Below are 12,967 nucleotides of genomic sequence, written 5' to 3'. Positions count from 1 at the left end.
TAAACGGGGGTTAATTTAATTTGACCCTTTTTTGTTGAATTCTTAAAACGATGATTCATGATTGATTTTAATTATTTATTCTTTAAATTATGCCCACTACAGCTTCTAGTAGCAAATCGCCTCTTGCTGCTACCATCACTGAAAAACTTAATTCAGGAGAAAGTTTAGCCAATGCCGACTATAGTAACCAAGATTTATATGCGATCGCTCTGAATGAAGCTAATTTAGCAGGAGTGAATTTTTCCCATAGTGTCTTAACTAATGCCGATTTAATTGGCGTAAATCTCACAGACGCAAATTTACAAGGTACTGACTTGCGCGGAGCAAATCTTGCAGGGGCAAATCTTGCAGGGGCAAATCTTACAGGAGCGTATTTAAGTCGTGCGGACTTACGCCAAGCAGATTTAACTAACGCCAATCTTCAAGATGCCAAATTTCAAGTAACTATTTACGATAACGACACTACTTTCCCCGAAGGATTTGACTACAAAGGTTCTGGTGCAGTAGGTCCTGGGGCGAAACTTAACGGTGCTTTTCTCAATACTGCCAATCTTCGAGGAGTCGATCTGACTGGAGCAAAAATGATCGGTGCTTATCTCAGTGGTGCAGATTGTACTGGAGCAATTTTAGATGATGTTTCTTTAAGTGGCGCAAATCTACAAAAAGCGATTATGACAGGGGCTAGTCTTCGTAATGCTCGATTGGGAAATTGCGAACTCAAGGGAGTTGATTTTCGCGCAGCAGATTTGACTGGAGCAAATTTAGATAATATTCAAAATGTAGCTGGAGCAGATTTTAGCATGGTTATTGGCTTGAGCGAACAAGGGCGATCGGCTATATTGGGTTTCTCCGCACCAGATTTGACGACCTGGAATGCTTATACTCGCTGCAACACGAAAGATAGTTTAGAAATAAAACCATGAAGATTGCTATATTGAAATAAATTGTAAAAAAGTATTAAGCAGCATTTTTGATGAGTTTATTTTACGTTCTGGGAATATTTTTAATCTTAGTTATATTAGGAATCCCGATTTATCTTTTGACCCCTCGCAGTTATGAATCTGGGGATTCTGTAGCCAATTCCTATGATGAATGGACAGAGGACGGTATTCTAGAATTTTACTGGGGCGAACACATCCATTTGGGTCATTATGGTTCGCCACCAGAATCTAAGGATTTTATTGCTGCCAAATATGACTTTGTCCATGAGATGGTGCGCTGGGGTGGTTTGGATAAATTGCCCGCCAAAGCTACTTTATTAGATGTCGGTTGTGGCATCGGCGGTAGCAGTCGTATTTTGGCCAAAGATTATGACTTTGATGTTACGGGGGTCACTATTAGCCCCCAACAGGTTAAACGCGCTCAAGAATTAACTCCCGCCGACGTTGATGCTAAATTTGCCGTAGATGATGCGATGGCTCTTTCTTTCCCCGATGCTAGCTTTGATGTGGTTTGGTCGGTAGAAGCGGGGCCTCATATGCCCGACAAAGCGGTGTTTGCTAGAGAATTATTGCGTGTACTTAAGCCTGGAGGACTTTTGGTAGTCGCAGACTGGAATCAGCGCGACGATCGCCAGATACCTCTTAATTTCTGGGAAAAACCCGTGATGAAGCAACTATTGGATCAGTGGTCGCATCCAGCATTTTCTAGTATTGAAGGATTTTCCGAACTGTTAGCCGAAACTGGTTTGGTTGAAGGAGAGGTTACTACCGACGACTGGACGCAAGAAACTCTTCCTTCTTGGATTGATTCTATTTGGCAGGGAATCATTAAACCCAAGGGATTGGTTTTGTTTGGTTTTTCTGGCTTGATTAAGTCTTTGCGAGAAGTTCCTACTCTTTTATTGATGCGTTTGGCTTTTGGTGCTGGTTTGTGTCGTTTTGGAATGTTTAAAGCGACTAGAGCTAGTTTAAACTCTCAGTCTCAAGCAGTTCGACGCGAAACTGAAATAGCCGTACAAAGTTAAGTTAGTAACATTTAGTGATAGTAATGACTATAAGTAGCGATCGCTCTAAATTAATTGGCTTGTATAATTCTCCTATTGGGAGAAAGATTATTACGGGAATTACGGGACTGGGTTTGTCTTTGTTTGTCTTAATTCATATGGTAGGGAATCTTACTCTACTCGCTAGCAGCAAAGCATATAATCAACTAGCTCATTTTATCGATAGTTTGGGCATCCTACTTTATGCGATCGAGTTTATTTTATTGGGGTTTGCTTTATTTCATATAGTGGTGGGTATCTCCATCCGACTCAACTCTCTTCAAGCTCGACCAGTCGGTTACAGTCAAATTAAAAGTGCGGGCGATCCTAGCAAGCAATCTCTTAGTTCTCGTAGTATGGCTATTACAGGGGTTGTACTGCTAGGATTTTTGGCTTTACACCTAGCAAGTTTTAAATTTGGTACTTATTACACTACCGTGATTGATGGGGTAGAAATGCGTAATTTATCCCGTTTGGTAATTGAGAAATTTCATCACCCAGTTTACGCCTTTGGCTACACGAGCGTAATGGTTGTGCTAGGGGTACACCTACGTCACGGTATCTGGAGTGCTTGGCAATCAATTGGATTGTTGAATTCTAAAATTAGTCCGCTAGTATATGCGATCGCTCTTGTTTTTGCTATTTTAATTGCGATCGGTTTTATTATTCTTCCTCTATCAATTTTTTTCGATCTAATTAGTTAGATAATGTCAGCACATTAATAGTAACGAGTAATTATTGATTACTCATTACTTATTACTCATTACTTATTACTTATTACTTATTATTTTCCCAAACCAAGAAAGTTTTTCAACCATTCCAAGAAGTCTCCCACATCTTTGGTGGAAACTTTTAACAAGGAAAGAATACCCACCAAAATTAAAACTGTTCCAATCAAAAAGTTGTTTTCATATAAAGACAATCCAACTACCGCAACGAAATAGGGCGATACAATACGGCTAATTTTTTCTACTGTAGAAACAAGCTCGTTTTGCTCGACAACAACATTTTCTGTTTGCAATAGAGTGTCTTGGGGTGATTTGAGATTAATCGCAGGTGGGGGCGAAAGTTCTATGTCTTTTAGATCGGACATAGTGGGTTTTTGTGGTTCGCGAGGCGACTTTCCAAACATAACGCAACTCTTCTAGGGGTAGATATACGCTGTTATTTTAGCTTTAGTTAACGGTGTTATTCTAAATTCTATTTTTTGATAAAACTTGACTATAATTTTAATTTATGGTTAATATTTTAGTAATAAATACCAAAATTATATTAGATCTTCATTATGAAATCAATTTTAGCAAACAACGTACTTAATATAAACCCCCAAGACTACTCTTTACTGACGGATTTGTATCAGTTGACCATGTCGGCGTGCTATGTAGGAGAAGGGATTGCAGATAAAAGAGCTAGTTTTGAACTTTTTATGCGACGCTTGCCTAATAGCTTTGGTTATTTAATCGCCATGGGTTTGGCTCAAGCGATCGAGTATTTAGAGCAATTGAGCTTTAGCCCCCAGCAAATCGAGGGATTGCAAGCTACGGGCATATTTAACAGCACACCAGCAGCATTCTGGCAGTTATTAAAGTCAAGTAGTTTTATTGGAGATGTTTGGGCAGTACCAGAAGGAACGGCAATTTTTGCTAACGAACCGATATTGAGAATCGAAGCACCACTATGGCAAGCTCAATTAGTCGAGACTTATTTACTCAATACAATTAATTATCAGACATTAATCGCTACTAAAGCTGCAAGAATTAGAGATATTGCTGGAGGAGATGCAGATATTATTGAATTTGGTACGAGGAGAGCATTTAGCCCTCAAGGATCGATGTGGGCAGCAAGGGCAGCTTTAGCAGCAGGATTTGATGGTACTTCTAATGTTTTGGCAGCATTGAAACTGGGAGAGAAACCCAGAGGTACAATGGCTCATGCTTTAGTTATGGCGATCTCTGCTATATCGGGAGACGAAGACGAAGCCTTTTCAGCCTTTCAGAATTATTTTCCCCAGGCACCTTTATTAATTGATACTTACGATACTGTGGCAGCAACCAAACGGTTGCAGAGTAAAGTAAATGCAGGAGAGATGAGGGTTCCAGGGGTGCGGATAGATTCGGGAGATTTAGTAGAACTATCTCAAAAAGTCGATCGCCTTTTACCCGATACTAAAATCTTTGTCAGTGGGGATTTAGATGAATGGGAAATTGCCAGACTAAAGCAAGAGGGTGCAGTTATAGACGGCTATGGTATTGGAACAAAGTTAGTTACGGGAGTGAGTCTTGGCGGGGTATATAAATTAGTAGAGATCGATCGCATTCCCACTATGAAACAGTCTAGCAATAAAGTTTCTTATCCAGGTTGCAAGCAAATCTTCCGTACGGTAGTAGATGGCAAAATACAGTCAGATAGATTGGGTTTAGCAGACGAACAACCCCAAGATGGCGAACAGTGTTTGTTAGTCAAAGTTATGCAGAGTGGGAAAAGATTGCAACCAACACCAGCTTTATCACAAATACGTCAACGCACGACTAATTCTGTAGCCAGTCTTTCTGGCAACGTACGAAGCATCGATAATCCGCAACCTCTGACTGTCAATATTTCAGATGCTTTAAAATCTCTACAAAAGTCGATTTCCCAACACAATCCAGCCATTAACAATTAATTCATGGAAAAAATTGCTCTTTTTGGCACAAGTGCCGATCCCCCAACCGTAGGACATCAAACTATTTTACATTGGTTATCTCAGCATTACGATCGCGTGGTAGTCTGGGCATCAGACAACCCTTTTAAAAAACATCAAACCCCTTTAATTTATCGTACTGAAATGTTGGGTTTGGCGATCGCAGATCTAAATTTACCCCGTAATAATATTAACCTCCATCCAGAATTAAGCGATCGCTACACTTTAGTAACGGCAAATAAAGCCAGGGAGAAATGGGGAGATAAAGTAGAATTCAGCTTGGTAATAGGTTCGGATATTTTAGGACAAATCACTAGCTGGTATCGTATTGGGGAATTACTCGCACAGGTAAAAGTATTAGTCGTACCTCGTTTAGGATATGGCATCAAAGAAGCAGATCTGTGCGCCTTAAATAAAGTGGGGGGAAAAGTTGCGATCGCAACTTTAAACGCACCCAAAGTTTCTTCCAGTACCTATCGTTTAGAGAAAGATAATAGTTTAATTACCCCTGCGGTTAATAATTATATTTGGCAGAAGAATTTGTATAACGTAGAAAATCAAGTAATAAGTAATAAGTAATAAGTAATAAGTAATAAGTAATAAGTAATAAGTAATAAGTAATAAGTATTTAATTGAGTTAGAAAATGAAAGTAGACTCTAGCATCAAACAAAAATATTCTCATGAAACAGAGGAATTAGCTGATTTTAAAGTAGGAGTAGACAACGTTATTTTTTCTGTCGATACGACATATAATCGGGTATTAGTATTATTGCGAAAAAGAGCAGAAGAACCCTTTAATAACTATTGGAGTTTACCAGGAACACTAGTACGTCAAGGAGAATCTTTAACCGATGCAGCCTATCGTACTTTGGCAGAAAAAATACAGGTAGACAATCTATATTTAGAACAGCTATATTCTTTTGGCGAGCCTGGTAGAGATCCTAGAGAAAATCCCGATAGCTTTGGCATAAGATATTTATCTGTAAGTTATTTTGCTTTGGTTAGATATGAAGAGGCTAAGATAATTGCTAAATCAGATAAAAGTACATCTTGGTATAAAGTAGATGAAATTCCCAATCTAGCTTTCGATCACGATGAGATATTGAACTACGGATGGAATCGGCTCAAGAATAAACTGCAATATAGCCCAATTGCTTTTGATGTCTTGCCAACAGAATTCACTTTAAATGAAGTTTATCAACTCTACTGTACAATTTTGGGCGAACATTTTTCAGACTATTCTAACTTTCGTTCTCGCTTATTAAAGCTAGGATTTTTATTAGATACTAAAGTAAAAGTATCTCGCGGTGCTGGTCGTCCTGCAAGTTTATATAAGTTTGATTCAGAAGCTTTTGCGCCATTGAAAGATAAACCTTTGTTGTTTATTTAACACAACAATACATTCTTCTCTAAACGTAAATCTTTTCTCCTCATAATAAAACATCCAAATCAAACAAATAAATCCTTAGCGTCTTTGCGCCTTTGCGCGAGAAAAAAAACCATGAAAATAGCACTAGCACAACTAAACCCAACCATCGGTGACATTACCAATAACGCCCAACAAATAATAATTGCAGCCCAAAAAGCAGCCGAACAAAACGCCAGATTACTATTAACCCCAGAATTATCCCTCTGCGGCTATCCTCCTAGAGACTTATTACTCTATCCAGGCTTTATAGAATTAATGAGTAATGAATTAAAAACAATCGCAACTAAAATACCCAATAATATTGCAGTCTTAATCGGTACGGTAGAAATAAACCCCCAAGCCCATTCCAAAGGGCAAAAACCTTTATACAACAGCATGGCACTATTAGATGGAGGAAAAATAAAACAAATCTTTCACAAACGTCTATTACCTACCTATGATGTCTTTGATGAAGATCGCTATTTTGAACCAGGATACGAAGCCAATCACTTTACTCTGGATAACATCAAAGTTGGGGTAAGTATTTGTGAAGACTTGTGGAATGACGAACAGTTTTGGGGAAAACGCAGCTATGAAGTTAATCCCATTGAAGAATTAGCGCAGTTAGGGGTGGATGTCATTGTCAATCTTTCCGCTTCTCCCTATTCAGTAGGAAAGCAAAAACTAAGAGAGGAGATGTTAAACCATGCTGCGACTTCTTATCACAAGCCAATTATCTATGTTAATCAGGTTGGGGGAAATGATGACTTGGTTTTCGATGGTAACAGTGTCGCGTTTAATAGTGCGGGGAAATTAGTTAGTCATGCCAAGAGTTTTGATACAGATTTAGTTTTGGTTGGTTGGAATGAACTAAAGGGAGATGGAGAAACAAGGAAACGGAAAGATAGCGATCGCAATGAAGAAATTTACAACGCCTTGGTTTTGGGAGTAAAAGACTATGCCCGTAAATGCGGCTTTAGTAAAGCTATTTTAGGATTAAGCGGTGGGATAGACTCGGCTTTGGTAGCTGCGATCGCATCGGATGCTTTAGGCGCAGATAACGTATTAGGAGTGTTGATGCCATCTCCCTATAGTTCGGATCATTCTATTAGCGATGCAGTGGATTTGGTTAATAATCTAGGGATGAAAAGCCAGCAGTTAGCGATTAAAGGTGCAATGGATGCTTACGACACTATTCTCGATCCGATGTTTGCAGAGACAGAATTTGGCATCGCTGAAGAGAATATCCAGTCGCGGATACGGGGTAATTTATTAATGGCGATCGCCAATAAGTTTGGTTATTTATTGCTTTCTACGGGTAATAAATCGGAAATGGCGGTAGGTTACTGTACTCTTTATGGCGATATGAATGGGGGTTTGGCAGTAATTGCCGACGTACCCAAGACGAGGGTGTTTGAAATCTGTCGCTGGCTGAATCGAGAGCATAAAGTTATCCCCATTAATATTATTACCAAACCTCCTAGCGCGGAATTAAAACCAGATCAAAAAGATTCCGATTCTTTGCCACCTTATGAGATACTGGACGATATACTGGAGCGCATTGTCTGTCAACATCAATCTCAAGGGGAAATAATTAAAAGCGGACACGATGCAACAACAGTTGCTAGAGTAATGAAACTACTCACTCGCGCCGAATTTAAACGTCGTCAAGCACCCCCAGGCATAAAAATAACCGATCGCGCTTTTGGTACTGGTTGGCGGATGCCTATTGCTAGCAAGTGGTTAATTTAATAATAATTTTTCACAAGATTGTGCCATTTGCTCTAAAGTGGTTTTCCTCTCTTCCATAGCCTTGGTTGATGGTAAACCCAATTTGGTTAATATTTGTGACCAACGATATACCCAATCATGCTTGCGGAGAGAATTAGCAACATTATTAATTTGAATCTTTCTTAAATACTCTGGCTGGGAGTCGAGTTCGAGGATTATGCGATCGATGTGTGGTTCGTCAAAAGCGATGGGAATTACGGCGTCTTCCCAATCAAAATACCTCCGAAAGGTATCGGTATCGGGAGGTTTACCAATACAAATATTTCCCGCAGCAGCACCCTCAAAAAAACGACACCCCATTTCCATTTGCCCTTGAGTCCGCTCTGGTTCATTTACCTTGGCATAATTGGTAATATAATAGCGACTATTTTTTAATAGGTTCGCAGTTAAAGTACGATGTTCTTGATGCCGATTATTACGCATTCCCGCACCGCTAATGTAGTCATAAGAATAATAGTATTGCTTTTCTTCGGCTAGCCTTAATAAAGTTTCATGGGTGACTGAGGATCTTCTGCCCAAACTACAAATATCAACACAACGAAGATCTTTTTCAAAATCAGGATAAAACTTGATTGTATCTATGCCAGACGGAAGATAAATACAAGGAACATTAGTCACTTGGCGGACATTTTCCACAACATCAGAAAATCCCACACAAATTAAATCGAAATCTTGGAAAAATTTTAAACAATTGTTGAATTTTGGCAGATCGCTACTCCAAAGTTCGTCAAGATAACATACAGCAAATTTGCATTTCTGGCGTAAATTTTTTAATAAATTGATTGAAGATATATTCCAAGGGAAATCTAAAATAGCCATGAAAATATCATATTCTTGTTCGAGATCGATAGATTTAAAATAAGGATTGAGATTAATTAAAGGCTTGAAGTTATGAGTTTGAGTTTTGACAAGACGTTTGACAGCACTACCTGCAAAATCGTACTGAGGAGGCGCAATTAGATCGACAGCATCCACCAAATTAATGATGTCTTCAAATTCAAATAAAGAAGAATTATAAATAAAATTTTGAATATTACGCAGCGACCATACTAAAGTTCGAGACTCTTTATTACAGTAGCCTGGGAAATTTATTGACATAAATAACGTATCTGTTAAATATAGGTTAAATAGAATTGAATATAGCTATTGAGATACTTTCTTAATCAAGATTATAAAATAATTAGATGTTGAAAAATATAAAGATTGAGCAAAATAAATACGTCCCTTATGCTTTTTTGCTTCCTGCGCTCATATTGCTCGGTTTTACTGTGTTTTTTCCAGCAATACAAGCTTTTGCTCTTAGTTTTACTAGCTATGAATACGATATTACCGAGCTTCCCCAGTGGATCGGGTGGAATAACTTTCAAAGATTGTGGCAAGATGAGTTATTCTGGCAAACAATCGAAAATACCCTGCTATATTTGCTTGGAGTAGTACCAGTATTAATAATTGCACCTTTAGGTTTAGCAATTATGGTCAATCAAAAACTACGGGGTATCAATTGGTTTCGGACAGCTTTTTATACTCCCGTAGTAATTTCAATGGTAGTAGCGGGAATTGCTTGGAAAGCTCTTTATACTCAAAATGGTTTATTAAATCAATTCTTGAAACAAATAGGCTTCACTGAAGGAATTAGATGGCTAACCGATCCTAAGTTAGCTCTTTGGAGTGTGATGTTGGTAACTATCTGGAAAGGTTTGGGTTATTATATGGTGATTTATTTGGCGGGATTGCAATCAATATCTCCCGAATTATATGAAGCAGCAGCGATCGATGGTTCAGATAGTTGGCAAAAGCATCTAGATATTACTCTTCCGTTAATGCGTCCTTATTTATTTTTAGTAGGAATAATCTCGGCAATTTCGGCTACAAAAGTTTTTGAAGAGATTTATATTATGACTCAAGGAGGCCCAAGAAATAGTTCTAAAACCGTAGTTTATTATCTCTATGAAAAAGCTTTTCAAGATTTGGATATTAGTTATGCCTGTACTATTGGATTAGTGTTATTTTTGGGTATTTTAGGGTTGTCTATTATTAATGTGAAGTTAACCGCAGATAGTAATAAATAGTGCTAGTAAATTAAATTCGTTCTAATTCACATCAGGTGTATATTACATTTCTCTTTCTGCCAACTCCATCCAACGCTCTGTAGCAGTATCAATTTCTTTATTCAGAGAAGCTAATTTATTAGATAACTCTTGTACTAAATTAAAATCACTACAATTAATTGCCAGATCGTTTTCCAACTTCTCCTTATCAGCTTCTAATCGAGCAATTGTAGTTTCTAGTTTGTTATATTCTCTTCTTTCAAAATTAGATAGAGCTTTGTTTTTCTTATCATCTGAAGCAGATTTATTATTGTTGCTATTATTAGCTTTACTTTGTTTGGGTTTAGCTGCAACTTGCTCTTGTTTAGCTTCCTTATCTGCTTTTTTCTTATGTTCCAAATAAACAGAATAGTTTCCAGGATAATTTCGCACCTTACCTCCAGGCTCGATCGCGAAAATAAATTCGACAGTGCGATCTAGAAAATAGCGATCGTGAGAAACTACGATGACACACCCATTAAAATTCTCTAAATAATCTTCTAAGATGGCTAAAGTCTGTACGTCAAGATCGTTAGTCGGCTCGTCCAAAATTAAAACATTGGGTGCTTCCATCAATACCTGTAACAAAAACAGACGACGTTTTTCTCCTCCCGATAGCTTGTGTATTGGCGAATATTGCTGGTTGGGAGTAAAGAGAAACTTCTCTAACATCTGAGATGCTGTTATTTTATCGCCGCTAGCAGTGGTGACAATTTCGGCGACTTCTTTAATATATTCAATCACTCTTTGTTCTTCATTAAGAGCATCGAGTAATTTATCGGAATGCTGATCGAAATAACCAATATGAATCGTTTTACCAATCTCTACCGTACCCTCGTCGGGTTCGACTTTTCCTGTAATAATATTCATCAGAGTAGACTTCCCCGCACCATTCCCACCAATAATGCCAATGCGATCGCTGGGAGTAAATTCGTAGGTAAAATCTTTAATCAGGGTACGATTATCATAGGCTTTAGAAATATGCTCCAATTCGATTACTTTCTTCCCAATACGTCTCCCTGGAGTATCGATTTCCACCTTTTCTTGAGCTTGTTTAAACTCCTTATCCTGCATCTCGCCAATGCGATCGATGCGAGCTTTTTGCTTAGTGCTGCGAGCTTTAGGTCCTTTTTTGAGCCATTCTAATTCTTTTCTCAATACCCCTTGATGTTTGCGCTCGCTGCTTGCAACCGACTCTTCTTGTAGAGCTTTCTTTTCCAGATAGTAAGAATAATTCCCTGCATAATTAAACAGATCGGCTCGATCTATTTCTAGAATACGATTGGTTACTCGATCTAGAAAATAGCGATCGTGAGTAATCAACAAGATCGCACCACCAAAACGAGCTAAATAGTCTTGCAACCACTCTACCGACTCTGCATCCAAATGGTTTGTCGGCTCGTCCATGAGGAGCAAATCTGGCTCGTTAAGCAAGGCTGTCGCTAAGGCGATCCGTTTGCGGTATCCTCCCGAAAGATCTCCTACCTTGGCATCTAAATCTTCAATGCCCAATTTACTCAAAATAATCTTAGCTTTAGTTTCCAATTCCCACGCACCAACAGACTCCATCTCTTCCGTTACCTCAGCTAAACGAGACATCAAACTAGCTAAATCATCTCCCTTCGCGTGGGCTATCTTATGAGATAAGTCTTCATACTCCCTAACTAAGTTCATTTGTTCGCCACTATCGGCAAACACTTGGTCGATTACAGTAAGGTTTTCGTCGATAACTGGCTGTTGAGGTAAATAAATAATTCTCGCCCCCGATTTTACCAAACGCTGTCCCCCATCTGTCGGTTCGATTCCTGCAATCATCTTGAGTAGAGTAGACTTACCAGATCCATTGACGCCAATTAAACCTACTTTTTCATTTGGCTCGACGCTAAAACTAGCATCGTGAAGAATTTCTTTGATGCCGAAATCTTTTTTAATGTTTTGTAGGGTTAAGATACTCACGATCGCTTTTTAGTGACTCACTGTGTAATTATGCTTTATCTATTATGGGGTGTATTTGACATTGACGTTTCCAAAACCGATTCTCTTTCATCAAATAAAGCGATCTGTGTGACTAGTAACAATGGTAGTATTACTGAAACAAGTTACTTGTATCTTTTTTGAATACTTTTGAATACTATCGATGTCTAAAGCTCTATACATCCCGTTAAAGCTTTCCTTAGGTACTGCTCTATGTTTGTCTGCTAGCCCTCTCTTGGCTCAAGTTACCTCCGACAGCACGGTTAATACTCAAGTTACTCAAAATGGCAATATTGCCGAAATTACGGGAGGAGAAACCAGAGGTAGCAATCTCTTTCACAGCTTTCAAGATTTTTCAGTACAGACTGGGAATGAAGCCTTTTTTAATAATGCGGATAGTATTTCTAATATTTTTTCTCGCGTTACAGGAGGAAATATATCCAACATCGATGGTGCAATTAGGGCAAATGGCAGTGCTAGTTTATTTTTAATCAATCCCGCAGGGATTATCTTTGGCGAGAATTCTAGTTTAAATATTGGTGGTTCGTTTTATGGTTCGACTGCTAGTAGTATTTTGTTTGAGGATGGAGAGTTTAGCGCGGTAGATAATTTACAAGAACCTATATTAACGGTTAATGCCCCCATTGGCTTGGGTTTTCGAGATGAACCTGGGGATATTATTAATCGCGCTTCTACAGGTAATAGTTTAGAAGTTTCTCCAGGGGAAACCATTGCTTTACTTGGCGGTAACGTTACTTTTGATGGTGGTGGTATTTTTGCTCCTGGTGCAAATGTTGAAATAGGTGGATTAACTGAGGCAGGAGAGATAAGTATTGCTGAAGATAACACTTTGAGGTTTCCTGATAGTGTAGCGAGAGGCAATGTTTTATTAACGAATACTTCTAATTTGAATGTACCAGGAGAAGGGGGCGTTACTATTAATGCCAGAGACTTTGAAATTAATACCAATAGTGCCATTCGTACTGGTGGTAAGCTTAGACGTATTTACATTGCATTAACTAAATCACCTTTATTTTTTTAT

General features: G+C 38.5%; 12 protein-coding genes. 9 read left to right on the top strand and 3 right to left on the bottom strand.

Annotation, left to right across the window (positions count from 1 at the left end):
- Positions 1-89 precede the first annotated feature (89 nt).
- The 3 genes from I4641_RS15945 to I4641_RS15935 are packed head-to-tail and all read left to right on the top strand — an operon-like array spanning position 90 to position 2,688.
- Positions 90-923: a pentapeptide repeat-containing protein gene (locus tag I4641_RS15945; protein ID WP_229641561.1), complete on the top strand. Its 834-nt coding sequence runs from the start codon at positions 90-92 to the stop codon at positions 921-923.
- A 50-nt stretch (positions 924-973) separates the two neighbouring features.
- Positions 974-1,966: a methyltransferase domain-containing protein gene (locus I4641_RS15940; RefSeq protein WP_229641560.1), complete on the top strand. Its 993-nt coding sequence runs from the start codon at positions 974-976 to the stop codon at positions 1,964-1,966.
- 23 nt (positions 1,967-1,989) lie between these two features.
- A complete protein-coding gene (locus I4641_RS15935; protein ID WP_229641558.1) occupies positions 1,990-2,688 on the top strand; it encodes a succinate dehydrogenase cytochrome b subunit in 699 nt (232 codons plus the stop codon).
- An 80-nt stretch (positions 2,689-2,768) separates the two neighbouring features.
- Here the strand turns inward: I4641_RS15935 and I4641_RS15930 are convergent, their stop codons facing one another.
- Complete coding sequence (locus I4641_RS15930; protein WP_229641557.1) at positions 2,769-3,116, bottom strand: hypothetical protein; 348 nt, start codon at positions 3,114-3,116, stop codon at positions 2,769-2,771.
- A gap of 153 nt (positions 3,117-3,269) precedes the next feature.
- On the opposite strand from I4641_RS15930, the gene I4641_RS15925 reads away from it, so the two are divergent.
- From I4641_RS15925 to I4641_RS15910, 4 genes are all read left to right on the top strand, one after another.
- Positions 3,270-4,646, top strand: a complete 1,377-nt coding sequence (locus I4641_RS15925; protein ID WP_229641555.1) for a nicotinate phosphoribosyltransferase — start codon at positions 3,270-3,272, stop codon at positions 4,644-4,646.
- A 3-nt stretch (positions 4,647-4,649) separates the two neighbouring features.
- Positions 4,650-5,243, top strand: coding sequence for a nicotinate-nucleotide adenylyltransferase (locus tag I4641_RS15920; RefSeq protein ID WP_229641553.1), 594 nt, complete (start codon positions 4,650-4,652; stop codon positions 5,241-5,243).
- Between the two features lie 65 nt (positions 5,244-5,308).
- On the top strand, positions 5,309-6,055 hold the full coding sequence (locus I4641_RS15915; protein ID WP_229641552.1) for an NUDIX hydrolase: 747 nt from the start codon (positions 5,309-5,311) through the stop codon (positions 6,053-6,055).
- 111 nt (positions 6,056-6,166) lie between these two features.
- Complete coding sequence (locus I4641_RS15910) at positions 6,167-7,825, top strand: NAD+ synthase (RefSeq protein WP_229641551.1); 1,659 nt, start codon at positions 6,167-6,169, stop codon at positions 7,823-7,825.
- Here the strand turns inward: I4641_RS15910 and I4641_RS15905 are convergent.
- On the bottom strand, positions 7,817-8,962 hold the full coding sequence (locus tag I4641_RS15905) for a glycosyltransferase (RefSeq protein ID WP_229641550.1): 1,146 nt from the start codon (positions 8,960-8,962) through the stop codon (positions 7,817-7,819). The two genes, I4641_RS15910 and I4641_RS15905, sit on opposite strands and share 9 nt — an antisense overlap.
- Positions 8,963-9,048: 86 nt before the next feature.
- Here I4641_RS15905 and I4641_RS15900 point away from each other — a divergent pair, with 86 nt between their 5' ends.
- Positions 9,049-9,933, top strand: a complete 885-nt coding sequence (locus I4641_RS15900) for a carbohydrate ABC transporter permease (protein WP_229641549.1) — start codon at positions 9,049-9,051, stop codon at positions 9,931-9,933.
- 42 nt (positions 9,934-9,975) lie between these two features.
- On the opposite strand, the gene I4641_RS24210 is transcribed toward I4641_RS15900, so the two are convergent.
- Entirely contained in the window at positions 9,976-11,907 is a 1,932-nt protein-coding gene (locus I4641_RS24210) for an ABC-F family ATP-binding cassette domain-containing protein (protein ID WP_229641548.1), read from the bottom strand.
- Positions 11,908-12,088: 181 nt separating this feature from the next.
- On the opposite strand from I4641_RS24210, the gene I4641_RS15890 reads away from it, so the two are divergent.
- A partial coding sequence (locus tag I4641_RS15890) for a filamentous hemagglutinin N-terminal domain-containing protein (RefSeq protein ID WP_229641547.1) occupies positions 12,089-12,967 on the top strand: 879 nt, incomplete at its 3' end.

Source organism: Waterburya agarophytonicola KI4 (assembly GCF_020640915.1).
GTDB lineage: Bacteria > Cyanobacteriota > Cyanobacteriia > Cyanobacteriales > Xenococcaceae > Waterburya > Waterburya agarophytonicola.
Note: the sequence above shows the minus strand (reverse complement) of the source record. Positions and strands in the feature narration are given on the sequence as shown.

Bases quoted from the DNA above. Each gene is read 5' to 3' on its own strand.
- I4641_RS15940 (WP_229641560.1), top strand. From the start codon at position 974: ATGAGTTTATTTTACGTTCTGGGAATATTTTTAATCTTAGTTATATTA.
- I4641_RS15945 (WP_229641561.1), top strand. From the start codon at position 90: ATGCCCACTACAGCTTCTAGTAGCAAATCGCCTCTTGCTGCTACCATC.
- I4641_RS15915 (WP_229641552.1), top strand. From the start codon at position 5,309: ATGAAAGTAGACTCTAGCATCAAACAAAAATATTCTCATGAAACAGAG.
- I4641_RS15920 (WP_229641553.1), top strand. From the start codon at position 4,650: ATGGAAAAAATTGCTCTTTTTGGCACAAGTGCCGATCCCCCAACCGTA.
- I4641_RS15925 (WP_229641555.1), top strand. From the start codon at position 3,270: ATGAAATCAATTTTAGCAAACAACGTACTTAATATAAACCCCCAAGAC.
- I4641_RS15930 (WP_229641557.1), bottom strand. From the start codon at position 3,116: ATGTTTGGAAAGTCGCCTCGCGAACCACAAAAACCCACTATGTCCGAT.
- I4641_RS15910 (WP_229641551.1), top strand. From the start codon at position 6,167: ATGAAAATAGCACTAGCACAACTAAACCCAACCATCGGTGACATTACC.
- I4641_RS15935 (WP_229641558.1), top strand. From the start codon at position 1,990: ATGACTATAAGTAGCGATCGCTCTAAATTAATTGGCTTGTATAATTCT.
- I4641_RS15905 (WP_229641550.1), bottom strand. From the start codon at position 8,962: ATGTCAATAAATTTCCCAGGCTACTGTAATAAAGAGTCTCGAACTTTA.
- I4641_RS15900 (WP_229641549.1), top strand. From the start codon at position 9,049: ATGTTGAAAAATATAAAGATTGAGCAAAATAAATACGTCCCTTATGCT.